The organism is Roseibium sp. MMSF_3412 (assembly GCF_030733265.1).
GTDB lineage: Bacteria > Pseudomonadota > Alphaproteobacteria > Rhizobiales > Stappiaceae > Roseibium.
Genome location: NZ_JASHJI010000002.1, coordinates 115,364 through 134,635, shown reverse-complemented (window position 1 = coordinate 134,635; position 19,272 = coordinate 115,364). Strand labels below are relative to the sequence as shown.

At 52.5% G+C, this 19,272-nt stretch carries 12 protein-coding genes, 1 tRNA gene and 1 pseudogene; 2 read left to right on the top strand and 12 right to left on the bottom strand.

The features are described 5' to 3' along the window. Nucleotides 1-2 precede the first annotated feature (2 nt). Entirely contained in the window at nucleotides 3-749 is a 747-nt protein-coding gene (locus RBB49_RS04435; RefSeq protein ID WP_306141479.1) for a hypothetical protein, read from the top strand. A gap of 331 nt (nucleotides 750-1,080) precedes the next feature. Here RBB49_RS04435 and RBB49_RS28380 read toward each other — a convergent pair whose 3' ends face one another. Continuing rightward, nucleotides 1,081-1,656, bottom strand: a complete 576-nt coding sequence (locus tag RBB49_RS28380; RefSeq protein WP_369293621.1) for a GIY-YIG nuclease family protein — start codon at nucleotides 1,654-1,656, stop codon at nucleotides 1,081-1,083. Between the two features lie 317 nt (nucleotides 1,657-1,973). Between RBB49_RS28380 and RBB49_RS04430 the strand changes: the two genes are divergently transcribed. Then, nucleotides 1,974-2,177, top strand: a complete 204-nt coding sequence (locus RBB49_RS04430; RefSeq protein ID WP_306141478.1) for a hypothetical protein — start codon at nucleotides 1,974-1,976, stop codon at nucleotides 2,175-2,177. A gap of 309 nt (nucleotides 2,178-2,486) precedes the next feature. Here the strand turns inward: RBB49_RS04430 and RBB49_RS04425 are convergent, their stop codons facing one another. From RBB49_RS04425 to RBB49_RS04375, 11 genes and pseudogenes are all read right to left on the bottom strand, one after another. Further along, nucleotides 2,487-5,687, bottom strand: a complete 3,201-nt coding sequence (locus RBB49_RS04425; RefSeq protein WP_306141477.1) for a DEAD/DEAH box helicase — start codon at nucleotides 5,685-5,687, stop codon at nucleotides 2,487-2,489. 4 nt (nucleotides 5,688-5,691) lie between these two features. After that, nucleotides 5,692-5,916, bottom strand: coding sequence for a DUF2188 domain-containing protein (locus RBB49_RS04420; RefSeq protein WP_306141476.1), 225 nt, complete (start codon nucleotides 5,914-5,916; stop codon nucleotides 5,692-5,694). Nucleotides 5,917-6,178: 262 nt separating this feature from the next. Further along, nucleotides 6,179-6,663, bottom strand: a pseudogene (locus tag RBB49_RS04415) (transposase); the annotation flags it as partial. Between the two features lie 62 nt (nucleotides 6,664-6,725). Next, nucleotides 6,726-11,258 carry an SAV_2336 N-terminal domain-related protein gene (locus RBB49_RS04410; protein WP_306141475.1) on the bottom strand — a complete coding sequence of 1,511 codons (4,533 nt, stop codon included), beginning with the start codon at nucleotides 11,256-11,258 and terminating at the stop codon, nucleotides 6,726-6,728. Further along, on the bottom strand, nucleotides 11,255-12,307 hold the full coding sequence (locus RBB49_RS04405; RefSeq protein ID WP_306141474.1) for a MoxR family ATPase: 1,053 nt from the start codon (nucleotides 12,305-12,307) through the stop codon (nucleotides 11,255-11,257). The genes RBB49_RS04410 and RBB49_RS04405 overlap by 4 nt, the downstream gene beginning before the upstream one ends. Further along, entirely contained in the window at nucleotides 12,304-14,190 is a 1,887-nt protein-coding gene (locus tag RBB49_RS04400; RefSeq protein ID WP_306141473.1) for a caspase family protein, read from the bottom strand. Before RBB49_RS04400 ends, RBB49_RS04405 begins: the two co-directional genes overlap by 4 nt. Further along, nucleotides 14,190-15,587, bottom strand: a complete 1,398-nt coding sequence (locus RBB49_RS04395; protein ID WP_306141472.1) for a hypothetical protein — start codon at nucleotides 15,585-15,587, stop codon at nucleotides 14,190-14,192. Before RBB49_RS04395 ends, RBB49_RS04400 begins: the two co-directional genes overlap by 1 nt. A 27-nt stretch (nucleotides 15,588-15,614) precedes the next feature. After that, nucleotides 15,615-16,910, bottom strand: coding sequence for a hypothetical protein (locus RBB49_RS04390; RefSeq protein ID WP_306141471.1), 1,296 nt, complete (start codon nucleotides 16,908-16,910; stop codon nucleotides 15,615-15,617). Between the two features lie 664 nt (nucleotides 16,911-17,574). Beyond that, nucleotides 17,575-17,651 (bottom strand) — tRNA-Met (locus RBB49_RS04385). 115 nt (nucleotides 17,652-17,766) lie between these two features. Continuing rightward, on the bottom strand, nucleotides 17,767-18,945 hold the full coding sequence (gene mnmA / locus RBB49_RS04380) for a tRNA 2-thiouridine(34) synthase MnmA (RefSeq protein WP_306141470.1): 1,179 nt from the start codon (nucleotides 18,943-18,945) through the stop codon (nucleotides 17,767-17,769). Nucleotides 18,946-18,947: 2 nt separating this feature from the next. Beyond that, on the bottom strand, nucleotides 18,948-19,190 hold the full coding sequence (locus tag RBB49_RS04375; protein WP_306141469.1) for a hypothetical protein: 243 nt from the start codon (nucleotides 19,188-19,190) through the stop codon (nucleotides 18,948-18,950). Nucleotides 19,191-19,272 lie beyond the last annotated feature (82 nt).

The window sequence follows — 19,272 nt, the reverse complement described above, 5'->3', positions numbered from 1 at the left end:
CCATGCAAACAGTCGATGTCGTGATTGGGTGTCAAGCGAGCATAGCAACTGAATTCTGGGGAATGTGCACGGCAGTGAACTGGCTAAGGTCAATACCTGCTAGCTTTTCTGCTTGCCGCGTCTACGACTCGGCGCATCGAAAAACAGAAACGAAACGGGTTGGGCAAATCGCAATGCTTTCGGTCGAAGAAAAGGTGCTGCTTTTGGATGAAGTCGCAACTTCGGCGATTTCATCTTGGAGGATTTTAAAGATAGCTGAGCGAGACTTTTCTAACTGGCGAATTGAAGAGCGTGATCACCCCGCTTACCTCGGGTATTGCAACTTAAGAAATCTACTCAGCGTAAGCCTTATGACATCTTGTTACACACTTATTGAGACGGGAGATAAGTCGTACTCGCTTCATCACGTTGTGAAGGACCAATCCTTGCGACTTTCTCCAACGGCTTTACAGGAGTGTGAGAATTGCTTTCAATTAAGGAAAAAGATCTCGATTTACCGGAACAACGTGACCGCCCATGTAAATCATAGAAAGACACAATCCGATTGGGCACAGACCGCCGGTCTCAAGAATGGAGAAATTGACGGCTTTACAAAAAGCGTTTTCGTGGTCGTTGATGAACTGTCACGAGACAACATGCCGAGCGACTTTGAACCTTGCGTTAGAAAGCAATCCTTATCTTATTTCCAAGAGTTTTGTCGGGCAGCATATGGCTTCGAGCTACGGCGCCGAAAGAATGGTCGCGGCTGACGGACTGGTCCGCGGGTTCTTACTCCGAAGTAAATGGTTCATTGATCGCGATTTATTGGATGGGCAAATCTCGGCGTGAGCTAGACAACTCATTTGTAACATTGAAGTATTCGTTTTTTCAAAGCCAGTGGTTTGTTCGCTATTGCCGGGCGGCAGCTTTCCTGTTTTCGCAACATGTTCGCAGTTCAAGTAGCGCTCGTTAGTTCTGGTGTGTTGGCCAAATTCAACGAAAAAAGGACAGAATTCGAGGTGTGCCTTCAAAACATAGTGCCAGTTAGAGTTACGGGTCGCACGTAAAACTCGCTCTTTGGCGTGATTATCTCTTTTGCCATCAACGTCGACCAAGCGAGCTTCTGAGCGCGCTAAGCGTATCCTTAAATGGGTGCGTCGACATACTTAGGTTTAGAGGGAGTGGAGGGCCGTTTCTAACCAATGCTGCCTCCAACTCCCGTGGTGCATCGTGGTTCACCATCGAAAGCCCAGCATGGTCCTCGATCCATAAAGTAAGCTTTGCTTCGTGTTCTTTGGCCATTTTTAGACGTTTTCCAGTGTCGCGAAAGAATTCAAGCTTGAGATCGTTTCTGAGAAGCGCTGCAAGCGAGAGGCGCAGCGTAGAACTCCGAACAGACCCGTGTATGTGATTGCGCCAAAGTCGAAGTCGAAGTGGGGTGGCTGAGCCTGGCCTGACGGGTTTGGATTTTGGCGGAGCGATGCCAACGTATAACAGGTGCTTGCCTTCGAGTTCGTAACAGCCATCTCGCGGGACTTCCGGCAATGATTCATCGAACCACCATCCATACAATCCGTGCGTATACTTGTGGGTGTCGAGGAATGCTAAAACATCAACTGGCTCAATGAGCTTACTTGGCTCGAGCACCCGCTTACCTTCAGGTGTGTCGGCTTGCATTTTCGCCCCGGTCAGCGAGCGCCCTCGCGTTGACTGGTGATCGGGGTGTTGGAAAATCGTAGTGACACGATCCCTGTACCTTCAGCCGAGGGCCTGTTGTATAGCACAGGCACCCCGACCATAGGTCAAAGGTGTTCAGCCGATAAACGGCCTAAGTCACTAAGGGGTTTCCACGCCCCAACGCGAATGCGTCTTTCGCGTCGAGAAAAGAGATAGCAGGCGAATTGAAAAATCTAAAGATGGTGCGGGCTTTTTCCTGACAAGCTCTGTCTTGGCATCTTATTAGAAAGATCGTCTTGAACCTAAGGAGACGATCAATGTCCGACATCATCACCCTCAAGCAGCTCTGCGTCGAATTGAAGCTCGACCGGCGTGAAGCCCGCGAACGCCTTCGCACCGCCGCTCGTGACCCTAAGAAGCATTCAGAATTGGCGAAGCTGCACAAGCCGCGCGCGCCATGGAGCTGGGTCAAAGGATCAGCAGGAGAGAAGGAGGCGAGAGGTCTGTTTGCTACGAAATAGTTGAGCGCGGGCCGTGGGAATTTGTCTACAATTGATCAAGGCGATCCAGCGGCCCCGCCCACTGACTGCAGTATCGACCGACAGCGAGCATCGAGTCACACTGCATTGGTGTCGAGCGTGGCAGGCTTGCGCGCCAATCCCGGTCGTTCACCGCATAGAAGAATGAGTTCAAAAGCAGACATTGAACTCTGATGCAGCATATAGCGGGATGGGCGAGAGCCGGGTGTTCGCTGTAAGGCTAACCGAGGTGCACATTGTAACCGTGGACTATTTTCTTGAGTTAGAAAAGTGAGGCAAACCATTCCTGTATTAGGAACTAAAGTAACAATGAAGTCTAGTTTCGGTCATTTCAGCTATTGTAGAATACACAGAGCCCAGCAATGTTTTCATTTCCGATGAGAGGTCAGAAGAGCTTACACCGGGCTGAGCGATCGCAAACTCAAATACGACATTACAATATTTGAGTGCTTTTTTGATTTCTTCGAGGTCTTCTAAGTCTCCATAGAAAAACCTTAAGCCCTTTAAGATGCCCGTCGAGTTCCTACGAGCCATATGTTTCAAAAGCTCTTCTGGTTTCCATTTATAGCGTAAAGATACAATTGCTTGTCCGCAAACTTCGTACAGATCTGAGAGTCTTCTACCTGCTTTATCTTTTGAATATTTGCAGTGAACGATTTTGAATTTGACCCGCTCTTCATCTAAAAAAATTGCAACAATGTCCGCGGACTCGCCAGCATTGTCATCATTGAATACAACCCTAGCACCTTCATCAAGAAGGTGTTTCATCATGTATTCTTGAATAGATGCATCGCGCTTGGTGCGAGATTTGTATAAGGATTCAACCTTAAAATCGACACCTTCCCAATCAAGGATTTCAAGCCGTTCTTCAGGGATAATCTGTGTCCCGCTTTCCCCATAGTCAGTATGAATGCATCCCGAAATTGTGCACCCATTTAGCAGAAACACTGTTGGCGGATTTTCTTGAAAAAATTGCTTCAGAGATAATGCTACGCTTTTCAGTCCCTCAATTTTTATTGGGGAGTCGTCGATACCGAGAACTTCATGACCTCTTTCCCCGCCCAACAGAATAGAAAATGAAATTTCTTGGTCCGGAATTACGAGCGTAAAGTCAGCTTTTTTTCCTTTCGACGCCAAAAATCTTAGACTAGCTTCGGACAGCATAAATGACTGACCGGAAGGCGTCTCAAGCGTAAGTTTATGCATCCTGTCATAAAGATTCTCTGCCCAATCAGCTGCCAATACGATCAAATCTTCAGGATAATCATCTATTTGAATCTTTGAAGCAGAGTCTTCAAGCAACTGGTTAGAATCTATTTTTGTGTCAGTAACTAAGCGTCCTACTTCTAGGCACCATTCTTTCCATTCTTTTAGATTTCCTACTCGAGCAGGACTCCAGATCTTGCCTTTGACAGAGGCACCAACACTCACTGGAAAGCCATTCCTAAAACCTACGCCAACAAAGTCAGATTTTTGACATCGGGCGCCCGCTTTCCATCGTTCAAGCTCAGTTGTTACATCTGCGCCACTTAGGCGAGAATATCGATGTAGATGATTGGCAGGCTTAAAGATGCCTGCATGCACGATGCTAAGTCGTTTGATTGAGTCAAACGATCTAAACACACAATCACCATTCAGAGGAGATGCCTTTATCCCAGATATCTTATCAACCAGTTTACGGACATCGAGCCTTTTTTCTGAAAACCCGACAAAAAGTAGCTGTTTATCTTGATTGTGATGCATGACAATAAGGTCCCAAGTTTGGTCTCTCATTTTTTCAGTGCGTGCCCACTTCACCTTTTCCCTTTTTTGGGTGGTAAAGTAAAAGATGTTTTCTTCGGAGTTAAAATACGGTTGGGATAGCGCGTATTGCTTCAAGTTAAACGCGTCTTTAAAATTTGCCCAATTTACGCTTTCACAGCTAAAGCAAAGACAGCTCAGAGCTGGATAAACAAGTTTAGGGTTTAACTCTATGTCCGGAGAATCGAATCCAGAGAATGGTGCGCATCCTTGAAGAAAAGAGAGAAAAGACTCGGCTTCGGCCTTTTTGGCATCTGCGATCTCGCTAATAACTTCTTCCCAACCAGACCCCTCTTGAAACAAGTTCTCCAACTCAACAGAAATTTTTTCTTCGGCATAATTTACAATAAACGAGGCATCGCCAAGCCCGTCTTGGGGTCGAGTGAACCTACCGATAAACTGGAGAAGGACAGCTAAAGATTTGTGTACAGAGTGTACTGCGGCAATCTTAAAATCGGGATAATCAAATCCTTCCTTTAACATGTCTACGCAAACGACAATATTATATAGACCACGCTTTATTTCTTTAATTAATTCCTTTTTCCCCGCTGTTTTTGAATGTATTACGACAATCCGTTCATCTGGAAACCATTCTTGATACTTCACAAATAATGCATCCGCTTCTTTTGCATTATCTGCGCGAGCCATAATCTTGTGTCGGCTAAAACCGTTTTTTCGGTCATCGAGCAGCCGCTTCATTGCAGCATCTGCAATCGCTTTGTCTTTTTTTCTTGGGTGTCTCTCTTCTACAGCAACGAGTGAAATTTTTGAGAAGCAGTTATCTTGAAGAGCTTGAGACAGAGGGTAGTTGTAGACAACTTTTCCTTCGATTGGTTGTCGATCATTTCTATAAGGTGTGGCTGTAAACTGGACTACTTTTGATTTTTTGAAAAGATTTTTTAAATTGTTCCACTCATTTGCGACAACATGATGAGCCTCATCAAAATAAACATGAGAGAACAAGTTGCTTAGTTCAATTTGAGCTTCCAAAGGTGATCTGGCTAGCAAACCTGGCGTCGATACCACGACGTCTGCTTTTTCCAAAATTTCGACGTCGTTTTTGTTGCTAAGTGTTTTGTTTAATACAAGTACTTTTGGGTTGGGCGCATCGTTTGGAATTACGCCCAATTCTCTTAACATTCCCCAATTTGAAAATTTTTCCGCAATTTGATCTTTGAGATCAATGGTAGGAACAATGACAAGGGTGCGTTTTGCTTGGTCAACGAGAGAGGTTGCAAGCATGGTCTCTGTTTTTCCAGTTCCAGTAGGAAGAACTACAGTTGCCACTTCTTTCGAAAGAGACCAGTGTGAAAGTAAGGAATAGATTGCACCCAATTGGGCAGACCGGAGTCTCCGCCCGTTCGCACCGGCCCCGTTGATGTTCACCTTGTCAAAGAATGAAACGTCTGATTTGTCTGCGCGCTCAACACAGCCTTTTATCTCGTAAGTTCCCTTTTTGCTGCCTTTGCCATCTTGAAGCTTTGCTAAGAAACGAACTCCCAATTCGTTTGTAACTTCATAGAGGTCATCTTTCACACCAACAGCATTAAAGACCCAATCCCCTGCTTCTAGAGCAAGGTGAGACAAAACGCCAATGCTGGTTTTTACATGTTGGTAATAAAGTGAGTGGGTAAATTTTAATGTTTCTACGCGACTTAGATCTAAGCTCCCCTGTATTTTGTCTTTGGTCAATTATTTATCCCTTCGTTTTTCTGGGGTCTACTTTTCTGGGATAAGTACGTTCTTCCTGAATTTTTCCATCAGTTTTGTGGATTTTCACAGATCCAATTCTGCTTTCCATAAAATCGCGAGTTTCTTGAATAATCTCTTGTTTTGTATCCGCAGTTTTTGAAGCTCGCTGAGAACCTTCTTTTGTTAACTTCCATTTCTTACCGTCTTTTGTGACGTGGTAATTATCCATTGTTTCCCTCCGTAATCGATTTAGCCGAATCATTCTACCATAGCGTGCATATACTAGTCGAGTATTACACCAGCGTTCCGCTTCACTACACGCAAGATGTGCGGGGTAGGTGGGAAAATTTGTGGGACCGTAAATGCAAAAAATCTGTTTGGTGCATACTCGGGGAGACAGTTCTTTTTTACCGGTTTCGTTAAAACAGAAGGTGGCTACGCTGTGATTGCGTTTGAGGTGCCCGGATATAGCCTAGAACAGGCTCTGGCGTACCCTGACGTTCCAGCATCAGGTGAATACGTCTGTAGCCGAAGCGCCAGCGCTCTCCGGCAACTTGCCTCATGGCTTCACGCAGATCTGCATCTTCCGGTCGCAGGCTTCGATAGCGAACACTCGACCGGTCAATTGCCAAGACAGCACACTCCCGACGCTGGCTCACGCCGTGCCCGGAGCACAGATGAGCCACAGCTTCCCGCCTTGCGCCGGGCGTTACCATTTTTTTGAAGCAACGTCCTTCAGCATGGCGTTGTTGAGCATGGCCTCAGCCAAAAGCTTCTTGAGCTTCGCATTCTCGTCTTCAAGTGCCTTCAGCTTGCGGGTATCGGATACATCCATGCCGGCGAATTTGGCCGTGTACTTGTAGAAGGTAGCTTCAGAGATCCCATTCCGCCTGCAAACGTCAGCCGTCTTCTGCCCGCTTTCCTGTTCCCGCAAAATGCCGATAATCTGTTCTTCTGTGAACCTTGAACGCTTCATGCCGTCCGTCTCCTGATTGCGACAGACTCTACACCAATCTGGGGGAGTTCTGGGGTCTCAGGTCACTCTGGAATCAAAGATCTCAATTTCTGAATATTGTTACTTTCTAAGCCACTGATCCTCTTCTTGATATCCTCTGCAATTCTTACCCATCGAACAGCTTCACCTACCATTCTACCATCGGGCCCCGATACAGCGGCGTGATGAAATCCAATAACTTTTAGTCCCTCGTTAAACACTGGAGCTCCGCTTGAGCCTAGTACAGTCGCGTGGTCGTAGTGGAACACAAAATCTTCAATATTCAAAATTGATCCAAATTCAATGCTTGCGACCATTGGACTATCTGCTGGTTGGTGAATTAGATTTACTTTTGTACCAGTGGTCAGTTCTTCGTGTTCAGTCAATTTACTTTCTAGTGATCCAAATTCAGAAATATTACGTGAGGAATCTATAGATACGTAGTTCAACGAGAATATACTGTAATCCAAATCGCGATTGGTTATGAATAGCCTGTTAGGTACTGGCTTGAAACGAACAACAGGCACAGGAGACTCATCCAAACCAGCTTGAAAAGCAAAATCTACCTCCGCCGCCATAGCAACCTCTAGACTAGGTACAACATGTGCCGAGGTAATAAATAACCCGTCGCCAATGAGAAAACCTGTGCCTGTATGAATGGTTCCCGAAGAGCCTACGCGGATTCTACCGACCGAATTGGCAAGCTTTGCAATTTCCTTCACTTGTGTGATTGGTAGGTACGACCGATCCTCAGTATCGCCTACTATGCGCTCATTGCCAAACGCTTCAGAAAAACCATCGGTATCATTTCGAGAAGTGTCACCGAATTCTACTTCTTCTTCATCGCGATGAGTATCTTCGGTATTCGATTTGCTCTCATTTTTTGAGGCCGACTTCGATTTCCCGCTAGCTACGGTACCATTTGTTCTCTCAACCGCAGTCATAGCGTTTTGTACCAGCGAACGAATGGCTGTTTCGATGTCACTTGGCTTCTCAAAAAGCGAAGCGCTATAGAACCAAGCTGGCTCGAGATTGTTATTTCCGATTCTCACGACTGGAGAACCCTTGGCGTTTTCACTCGCCTTTACCGCGAAAGACTCTGCGACGGGAGATCTCCTCTGAACCAAAAAACGGCCGTCGCGTGTGTCGGGATCATCTAGCAAAAATAGAAGGCGCCTTGTTGTTGCAATTAGCCAAGATCTCTGGCGTTCTGTCTGGAAAAATACAAGGTTACCAATGATTTTTTCTGATGGAAGTAACTCTTCTTCATCCGACAAAAAGTCGTAAATCTCTTCAAGAGTACAGAACTCACCTTCGGGAATTTCCTCAATGTCTCTGCTAACTTTGGGAAGTTTTTGGAGAATCTCGTCTTCAATCGCTATCCTTGCAGGTGAGCCCTTTTTGAGGGTCGTGGCAAGGGCAGCTCGGTCAACGAGTTCCATGAGTTCTACAGATCGATTTGTCGCACCGAATGCACCAAAAGTTACAACTTCCCTTCTGCGATAGGGAGTAGATAAGGTATAGCCGGCAAATATGATAACTGGCAGAGAGGGTCTCTTGTTTCGCAAAGCGGCAATTAATTCATAGCCGGCCGTATCGTCCCCTTCTCTCGACATATCGCTAAGGACCAAGTCACATCTCTGAAGAAACTCTGAGTCAGCAAGTGCAGCTTCGGTACTGCGTTCTGTCCTGATGTTTGCTCCACCTTTTGCCAACGTAATCTCAAACTCGGTATTATTTCCCGGATTGTCATCCACCCATAAAATCGTAAGGCCAAGATATGGTTTGCCTACGAATTCCATACTGAAACGTTGTATATTGGAGTGCTCGAACCAAATTCTGCGATCCTCTGTAATCTTTAGAATTTCGGGTTCATTGATCTGATGCCATAAATTATCTTCGATATCTTCAGGGCTCAGATCAATATTGGTTGAGCAGAGACGAAGCAGAGCACCAAATGATTTTTTGTCCAAGCGGGCAAGTGCGCTATTGCTATGCTGATTTACATCTTGCTCCTCCTCTGATTCCACCTTATCTTTGTCATTGTACTTCGGTAAGCTGGTCTCGACGTTTGCGTCGAGAGATGAGTTGTCGATATCTGCTAAGATCGTGAACGGCGTCTGGTCGAGGAAATCGTTAATGTTTGCTCCAAAGAAGATAAGGCTCGGCGTTTGCCGTGGGGCATCCATTTCGGCGTCTATTGCATCGCGGAAACCCGAGTAACCTCCCGTAAACTGTTCGTTTCCCCAGACTTTCAATAGTGCTCCTGTGAAGACTCCGTATTCCGGACCGTCCTGAGCAAACTGATCCTCCCCGCATGCGCTCAGGAGTAGTACCATGGCAGAGCACCCCTTCTCCGAGAGTTCAGAAGGTCGGACAAGGGCGCCGGCGTGAGAATCTGCGACGATGAGGATACGAACACCTGACTCAAATTCGGAACAGAGCTCGTAAAGTTCGTCGATGGTTAGCCAAGAGTCGTAAAGCGCGAGTCCATCAGGTGTAGCACTTGAGCTGGAGCTTTTGGTATCACGTCGACTTTGAGCGTGGCCTGAAAACGACCATAGAAAAATATCGCCAGCACTCAGTACGGAGGCTGCGTGTCGAACGCTCGATACCACCACGTCTTTTATAGCTTCTTGCGTTAGTAAAAGCGTCGTTTCGAAACCCTGCGAGCTTGCGAGCTGCCTCATGGCGATGGCGTCGTTTTCGCAGCCCGCGAGAGCACCGCCCCAACCCCCATAATTCTCGGGATCGATCGTGTTGAGACCACAATGAAGCGATAGACCGCGCGGTATTATTTTCTGTTCGCTGCCTACCTCCGTTGTCAAAACTTCTCCGCCGGTGGCGGGCTTTGCCTTGGATTCCTTGCGGACCACCCGTTGGACCTCGGTGCCAAAACGCGCGAAGGGTTGCGCCCAGTTTGGGAGGACTTCGAGACCAGCGGCATCCTCGACGAGGACGTCGAAAGAGATCTCCCGGTCGCACAGGCTGCGAAGTTTGGCCGACAGGTGGTTCTGCAGGGAAACGCAAAGCGTCTCAATATCGCTTCTGCGCAGGCGGCTCAGGAGATCGTCACGGATCGCTTCAGTGAGCTCAAAATACGTCATCTCCATCTTATCGGAGATGACGCCATCCTTGATCCGCACTAGATCGCTCATAACGAGCGTGGCCAAGGCCGCACCATCAGGCTTCATCATGACTTCCTGCACGAGCCTCGCGACCGGGAGGGTGAAAGGCGCATGGGCAAGGTACATTGCTAGTTCGAAGGCGTCGTGCGATCGCCTGCGCAGATTTGACAGTGCGACATCGGTTGCCTCGGCGCGGCGCCGGCGGGCCGCAGTGGCCTCAACCTGGACGACGCTGCGCGGTTGTTCGAGTTCCGAAACAGGAACCCTATCGGCATTTCGGAACGCATATGCCTCATGCCCGTGTCCAAGGCCCATCTGCATGGATGTCCAGGCGCCCAGAATCTGCGGGTCTACTGAAGTGACCGGTAATATGAAAGGTGGATCGGAGGCCAACTCTGCAGCGTCTTCTTCGGGGCGAAGGTACCATTCAAACTCTAGTGCTGAAGCGGGATCACCGGGTTGGTGAGACCGGGCGATCCCCTGTGGCGTGTCCAGCACCATGCGAGACCAACGCGCGGGCGGCATAAGGTGTAATAGTGCAAGGCTTGCACTGGCCCATGTCTTCAGGCAGTCGTGATAAACGCCGGTCAGCCAATGATGCGATTCCCCGTGGCTGGCAAAGAGAATCAAAGTTTCGCGATTGGCTGCTAGACCCCGAAGCGGCAGGCGCTGACCTGAAGTACTTTCAAGTGTAGCATCGACTATTGTTCTGTCCTGTGAAGCTGGACCGTCCAGCGCAGAACCAGGGACATTACTTCTTGTGCCCTTGCAGTCGTGAGGCCCGAGCCTCAGGCGCCATTGCCTGACTGATCGGAAGGCACCGGTGTCGGACATAATGCGCCGGAAATCGCGCAGCATCGGCGCCCAAATTTCGGCATAAGGGTCGTCTTCGAGGATCAAGTGCAAGTCGTACCATCGCTCCCGCTGCGGCCGCAACGCAAGAAACACTCCCTGTCCGAAAGAAAGTCGGATCTGCGCCGTCAGTTCTGTCGTACGTTCCTCATCCAACTCCATCCTTCGGGACGAAAAACGCTGCCGCTGCAAAGGCTTCACAGCACGCGCAATTCGAAGTGGTTCGGAAATAGTGTGCGCGGCGGGAGCGATGATGGGGCTCGCTCGACGTCCGTCCGCCCCCGGTGCAAACTGTCCGCGTTCGAATACGTCTAACGCGTCCCCAGCCCTTTCCTCCGGTGACGTTTCCTGGGTGCCGCCATTTGCCAGCCTGCTTTTTTCTTGAGAGGAAATTGGCGCGTCGGCACTGGTCCTTGCTGAAGCTGTTTCTTGCTCGTCAGACGCTTCCGGCGTCAGGGGCTGCGGCGCCCTCTCTATGTCGAAGTCAAGTGTGAGGGGGACGCCCAACCCGGCGAGCCACAAGGCGTCTAGAATCTCGCCTAATGCTGGCGGGCCCTCGTCGTCGGCTAGGGCAGAGATGAATGCCTTTAGCGTCACGTCACGGTACCAGAAATCGAACGGTAGAGGATCTTCTTGACCTCCTCTAACTCGTCGGTCCCGAAACTGCGCTGCGTTCGATGAGGCACTCCGACAGTTAGGAAAACGGCGTTGAGTAGCTGGTCGGTCGACATTTCCTGACTTCGTCGGTCTTCGACAAATTGGTCGACAAGGGCACTGATTTCGGTCTGGACGCTCTTGCTTGCGGCACGCTCGTCCGGCGTTGCATACGCCCCGCGGTTTGCAGAGCTAAAGTCGAGGTGACTCTCTACAATTCTTATCAGATCTTCGGTTGTGGGCTCAGCGATTGACAGGCGGATACAACGGCGCTGGAACGCAGATGGAAACTCTCGCTCGCCGTTCGAGGTCATTACCACAAAGGGGAAGAACTGCGCGCACAACTTTCCGTTGGTCACATCAACGTCATTGTTTTCGAAATCGCGCACCTTATGACTGCCTGCGATGCGTTGAAGCTCCCGTATAACGTATTCGCCCTCCTCGATAAGGTTCAGAAGGTCGTTAGCGAAGTCGAGGTCGGACTTGTCCAATTCGTCGATCAAGAGTGCCCGCGGGCGTTCGCGTTCGGCCAAGGCGGTACCAAGAGGTCCGAGGGTTAGGTAGTCGTCGACGCTAGGGGGCTGCCCGTGCTCCCCCGCCGACTGCAACCTGCCCACTGCGTCATATTCGTAAATCCCCTCGCGCACGGAGGACCGCGAGTTGATTGGCCAGCGCAAAACAGGTCCAAGCTTCAACTGATGCGCGACTTTAGCGATCAACGTCGATTTTCCCGTCCCAGGCTTGCCCGTCAGGAGCAACGGGCGACGCAAATAAAGCGCGGTGTTCACCGCGAGCTCCATCTCGACCGATACGATGAAGGGTTCGGCGCGGGTAGCTTCGGCGTCCATGTCTCGCGATTGTGTCAAGTCATCGGCCGGGGTAATCTTTCTATTAGTTCCGAACCTACGCCACGGCGGCGGCGGCGGAATATCATCCAGTTTGTCGTGCTGACCACCGCTGCGGGAGAAAATCTTCCAAGTCTCTTTGGTCATTGGCTCTCTTCTTCTCCTTCACCGTCAAGCAACGTTAGGTGGGAGGGCATTACGTCCCACACGAGCGGACCATGCGCTTCTTGTGATGCTCTTAGGTCCCTGATTTTGTCCCGCATCTTGTCAAGATAAAAACGATCCGGGTCTTCGGACAAACTGGGAGGCCTTTCTGCCGTCAGCGCAGAATCATGCCAGTAGATGCAGGGCGCTCCCTGATCCAGAAGTATCTTCGCGACATCGGCGCAATCGCCTGCGCTGGACGCCAAACTAACGTAGCATAGCGTCAGCGTATTGGCAGCGAGAGCCTGTTCGGCTTTGGTCACACTAACCCACCCGGCAACCTTCCCAGCTGCCTCGCTCAGCAAGGGATCACAGCGACGCAGCCACTTGCTGCGGTGATCCCCTCGCCATCGCCGAGTCGGTTTGCGCAAGTGCCGTGGCATGTAGTGCAACAAAATGCCGAATTCTTGGCCAAGTGGCGCCGTCACTTCGGTTTCAGTGTCCACCCAAGTTCGCCTATGAAGGTCGATGGTTTCTAGTCCGTGGCCCACCACCACGTGGATGCTGAATTTGAGGATTTCGGCGTCGAGTAGGTGGTCGATCTCTTCGACTAGCCGCTCAAACACTTCGTCCCATGTCGCCACCTCGACACCTTCTGCGTACAGTGTGGAAGGCTCGATGCAGGCGCGAAAGTCCTCTTCCCGCAGTGTGGTGCGGACTTCAACAAGGTGGTCGGGGCTCCGAGTTTCGACCTCGATAACAAGAAGCTTCGCGGCCTCCAGTAAGATCTGGCGGCTTTTACGGCGAACGCGTTCCCCTAGGTCGCCCCCAATTTCGGCTGCCTGCCAACCCTGAAGCACGCCGAGGATTTCGGCCTCGTCTCTGCCTAGTTTTTCCTTCAAGACTGCGACGAAAACACCAAGCCAAAGGGTGGGTTGGTCGGGATCGTCCCCGGTTTGAGCCAGTTCGGTTAACATGTCCTTCAGTTCGAGCGGGCGAAGGGCGAGCTTGCTGTTTCCGAGTGCTGAATATGTCGCGCGATATGCGGCCTCGGCGGCGCTGAGGGGCAGTTTAGCCTCGCAAAGACCAGTGTAGAGTTTTTCCAAGTAGCAAGGCAGACCACTTGGAGCGGGCGTACCCATCAACCGCAACGGCCGTGAAAACGCCTGATCGCCGCACTGCCCTTCGACAACCAGTTGGAAAGGTTGGCCAAGGGCTGCTTCAGCCTCGATCTTGTCTGCAAGCTCTTTGGGTGTCGGAAGGTCTGTTAGCGACGCGAAGACATTGGACAGGAGTGCGGTAAAGACGCCATGCCCATCCGCGCTTCGGGCCGCAACAAGCTCGGGGGTGGCGAAAGCATAAAGGCAGTCAGGAGCAGCAAGGTCATGTTCTACGACCGTGCCAGGCGTGCCGATTGGCAGCGCCGTGGAGCTTCCGCAGACATCGGCGGTGAACCAGCAGGTTTCGACACTTTGGAACAGGCGACTGGTCAGCCGGTTTCGGAATAATTGTAAGCTAAAAAGGCGGTCGTTGGTATCCCGTGTATAATCGGCGCACAGGAAGTATCGCTGTCCCTCGCGTACGATCCCGTGGCCGGACCAGTACACCAAAAGTTCCGTTGGAGCGAACGAGGCAAGGTCTTTTACCAAGAGGTCCTCTACCTCTGCGCGAGTGGCTTTAGTGCTCGCAGGGTTCAAGTCTAGGTCCCTAAACGCCGCGATGTCAGCTTCTTTCGCGCCAGACACGATGACGTGGATGTTTTGGGGAGAAAATCCCAGGGCAATGGCCGCTTCGGCCATCAGTCGAGCATTTGCGACCGGCGTGTCCAGATCATGGCCGGAGATGTCGTAGGTGCCGACGCCAACGATGAGAGCATGACGCGCCATCAGACCACCTTAGGCAGGGCCACGACTGGGTCCCCAATGATGACCGTGGAAAGTCGGTCGTGGCCCGCGAGTTTCCGATAAAGTGGCGGTCCAAGGGACCTGTGCGTCGCGTCCTGTCGCCCCGCAAGGAAACTCGCACCTTCCCTGTGTAGATCTTCCAGCGCCCATCCCAGCGGCGCCGGAGGGCCGGGCTGGTAGAGACGGGTATAGAGGCAGGCGACGACAGTGGAAGGTAGGACCGTCATTCGGTCCGGATCACCGAGGGTCCAGGCGAAGGTCGGCTCAACGTGCCCGACGAAAGCACGGATCGGGTCTTTGCGACCCAGAAGTGCGCGTGGAAGTGGCGCCACGCGAGCACCCGCGTGGTCCGCGAGCGCTGCGAGGTCTGCGCCGCCCGCCTGGTCGCCCTCGAACAGTTGCGAGAAAGTGGAGGGGCGGTCGGACCCGGCTGACGCGCAGGCATGGGCATACCAAATCACCCCCGCGGGGGCCGCCGCAACTATATCGGCAGTCGCAGCCAATTCGTTGTCGCTGCCAATGAGGGACCCCAAGGTTTCGAGCCCCAGTCCTTCGGGGTGCACATCAATGTTGCCGTGACTGGTGGTGACCACAAGGCCAGGTGACAAGTCACCCAGCTCTTTAATCAAGGCCTCGCCCACAGCTGCCTCTCCATTGAGGTAGCGGTGCATCTCAATGTCTTTATCGTCGCCGAGAACAGCATCAAGGCGGTCGCCCACGGCGCGCTGCATTAGCGCGCCCATTACATCACCGCTACTGCGGGCGGACCAAATCAGTGGGCGAGCAGGATTTGCTGGGGCCATGGGCCAACCTGCAAGCAGGGCTTCGATATAGGTGCCCAACCCCTCAGGATCAGTCAGATCCAGCCGACCGACATGGCGGTTGATACTCAGATTGTATTGCACATGCCAGGGTATGACTTCAGGGCTGCCATATATCAGAAGGTATCGTGGAATACAGCCGAGACCAGTTCCATAGCCATGTGCAGATGCATCCAGCGTCTGGGGGCGTACACCGGGATCGTAGCGGCGGAATTTTCCGGCCGGCAGGGAGGCGTCATAGCGCAGTACCGGCGCGAGTCCGCCCGCAACGGTGTTGCGAGTTGCTCGCGCAGTTAGCAGCGAGCGGATCGGTTCGGGCGCATCTTCGGCCCGCTCCAATGCATCCCGGTCGAGACCTGGTGCGTCTGGCAACACGAGGCCCCAGCCAACGTCCGGATGTTGCCAGTCCTTATTGCTCGGCAAGGTAAGCGGGGCATAGGTTTCGTAGCCCGTGCGCTGTGCGGCGAATGTGTCGCCGTCATGCCACGCGTTGAGCCTCAAAGTGCCTCGGCGGCTCCATGCATTTGTCAGCAGAGGATCAATGTCGCCTTGGGGCACAAGTCGTTACCTCCAGCGGGAGCGCACTCACGTCCCGGATGTCAGCGGAACGCCCAGATCTTTGGCGGATGCTTCCAGTGCGGAGTCGTCGAAAGACTCAAGAGCTTCTGGCGTAACCCGCGCTACCGCGCTTTCCAGGACGTTGATGGATGGTCCCGCCCTGACGGGACCGGCTAGGCCGAGACCAAATTCGTCGAACTCAGTTTGGATGCCCAATATGGCGCGTCTTTTGTCAAGCCGAGTCAGGTCTTCGCTCGCCAGCGCGGCCGCCTTGGCTTGGCTCAGCAACAACGCCGCCTTGGTGTCCTCGGCCAATTGCGAAGCCGTGATTGCTTCCTCAAGTGGCTTGGAGATGGCCGTGAAGGAGCGCCAATCGTCCCGGCTGCTCGCAACCTCCAGCCGCAGCACGATGTAATCTTGCGACGGCAATGGACCAAGGTCTGCAGGACCGGAACCGTAGCGTGCTCCATCGGCGGTGACCCAGATCTTCTCAGGGTCTTGTGTACCCTCCGATTGCGCCGTCAGGAAAAGAAAGCCGGATTTAACTGAGGATCCGGCCAAAGTATCGTGGAAATAAAGCTTGGTTTCGGCTTCGCCTGCGCCAAGCAGCTTCTGCACCCCCGAAGCCACAGATTGCGCAAGTCCTATGGCCTGACTGGCTTGTGGGGCATTTAGGAGACCCGCTACATCCGAGACGACGGCGGCGAAGTCTTGCACTAAATTGTTAACCCTGACAGACACAAGACCTGCATCAATCTCGATTGTGCCTCCGTTGAACGGCAAGAGCGGCGTGAGTCTGTAGTTGCGCAGGATCGACTTGCCTAGATCAGGTGTTTTTATGTCGAAGCCAGGTTTACCGGACAGGTTGGTCAACTCGACCTTGTTATCGCCGTACTCCAACCCCACGCTGGTATGGACGATGGGGCTGCGTTCTGTGAACCAGACGCGGTCCTTTTCGAGGAACAATTCACTAATCCAGAGACGAACGTAATGCTGGCCTTCGTCGGCAGTTGTACCCACTTCGTCCGTTGTACGGGTGTTTTGCGGTTTGACCCATATATGCGTTGGCCGAATTGCAGGGCGTCCAACTTGGTTTGAAATCCATTTAAAAAGGCTCATGTTTGCACCGATTTTAGCAAATGTTGTTGACCAAATAAGTACAGTGTAATCGATTAGGTTGCGTGACGTTAGGTTACTCGTTTCGCGGTGGTCAAGCAACCGGTCCTCGCGCGCTAGTGGATTGTAGAAGCGGTTGATGTATTCGGAGACGGGTAGCGCTGTCGCCAGACCGGGGGAGGCGGTACCGTTGACGCGACTGCTCAACATTGATCGTATTGAAGAAAGTCTAAACTGTTGCGTTATCCTCACTCTGGAATTGGATGCGGGCAAGGTTCGGTATGCGCAGTGATCGTTTCCTTTGCCGGGCTGTGGCGCAACATAGCCGAAGGCTAAGCAAAGTCCGGTTTGGGCCGGTCATTCAAGGCTCAATGTCAGCTTCCTGCAGTTCTCAGTTGTTCGTGCCAAGTGCAGCATCGGAAACTTTGGGCTCGGAGCTTACCTTCGCTGCATCCAGTACCAACGTTCCGAGCGGAGAACCAAATTGAAGTTGCTCAACTTGAATGTCCACTTAGATTACTTTGCGGCCACTAACCGCCAGTCTTCTCCCGGCCCCAAAACGGACAAACGCCAGCAAAGCAAATTCCAAACATGGACGCTGAGCCAGCCACTGCCTGCTGCACAGCTGCTGAACGGATCATTGCTTCTCCAGTAGGTCCAGGTGTCGTCAGACAATCCAAAAAATGTCGAAGTTGCGATAACTCCGAATTATCGAAGAGGCGGGAGTTTCAGAATAGATGCGGCTATGTCCGCGCCATCCCATCGCATTCAACCCCATGCATTTGAAACCCTGTATGCAACCCCGGGCGATCCACAGGTGATTGATCCAACTGTGTGGGAGATTTAACTATCAATTGTTTATGAGGTTTTTTGGTAGCGGAGGAGGGACTCGAACCCCCGACACGCGGATTATGATTCCGCTGCTCTAACCACCTGAGCTACTCCGCCAACCGGCTGCGCGGGCGGTAGATGAGCCCGGCGCGATGTGGGGTGCTTATAGTGAGGCTGCGGGCAGGCGTCAAGCGCAGAATGAGCGCCTGACCGCAAACACTTTTTTCGCCCTTCAGGCCGCTGAAACCGGGGCCTCGGCTTTTGGAAAATCAAGCGGGCTCGCCGTGGAGCGCTCCGTCTTGTGGATCCATCCCCCACCCAGAACGCGGGCGGTGTCATCGTCGCTGTCGAAGAAGACACAGGCCTGGCCCGGTGCGACGCCGGTTTCCCCGTTTGCCAGCTCGACAAACCCCTTGCCTCCAAGCAGGCGCAAGGTTGCCGGAGCAGGCGGGCGCGTCGAACGGACCTTGGCGAAGAGCTCGACTTCGTCGCCTTCGTCGAGCGGCTGGTCGCCGATCCAGTTCATTTCACGCAGGAGAATGGTTCTTGTCGCCAGCGCTTCACGCGGGCCGACAATCACCTGGCGGGTGTCGGCGTCCAGCCGGACAACATATAGCGGCTCGCCCGTTGCAACGCCGATGCCGCGGCGCTGGCCGATGGTGAAGTGAATGATGCCGTCATGGGTGCCGAGCACGCGCCCGTCCATGTGAACGATCTCGCCCGGTTCGGCCGCATTGGGCCGCAGCTTGCGGATCACCTCGGCATAGTCGCCGTTGGGAACGAAGCAGATGTCCTGGCTGTCAGGCTTGCCGGCGACGGACAGGCCGAACTCCGCAGCCAGTTCACGGACCTTCGACTTGGGCATGCCGCCAAGCGGGAACCGGATGAAATCGAGCTGTTCCTGCGTGGTCGCGAACAGGAAGTAGCTCTGGTCCCGGTCAAGATCGGCCGGCCGGAAGAGTGCGCGCTTGTTGCCCTTTTGCGCCGAACGCACATAGTGACCGGTCGCAAGGGCATCGGCACCCAGATCGCGCGCAGTCTTCAAAAGGTCGGTGAACTTGACGGTCTGATTGCACGAGACGCACGGGATCGGGGTTTCGCCGGCAATGTAACTGTCGGCGAAGCGGTCCATGACCTGTTCCTTGAAGCGGCTTTCGTAGTCCAGCACGTAATGCGGGATGCCGATCTTTTCAGCGGCGCGACGTGCGTCGTGAATATCGACGCCCGCACAGCAAGACTTGGCCTTGGCGACGGCCGCGCCGTGATCGTAGAGCTGAAGGGTAACGCCGATGACTTCATACCCTTCTGCCTTCATGAGGGCCGCGACAACGGAGCTGTCGACGCCGCCCGACATGGCAACGACAACGCGCGTATCCTCCGGGCGGCCCGGCAGATCAAGACTGTTTCCCATTTTCAACACTTCCAGAAGCGTTGGCCCTCGTTGCGGCGGACCTTATCCAAAGCCGCCGACCGCGTCTTCAGGATCACCGCGCGCGCAACCAAGGCCATTTCAAAATTCGCGGCACTATACAGATAGGAACCGGCAATGCCAATTGCAGCTGGAGCGTAGCAGGCATGCTTTGCCTGATCGGCAAGTCTTGCCGCCCCTGATCGCCGCGGTGCCGTTTGACGAAAATAAAAAACTTTGTCTTTCAATGCTTTATGTCATCTGAAAACTTGGCCTGAGGATTGCTTGATAACCGTCGACGACATGTGCCTTGCGTGCAGGGCGAAGACT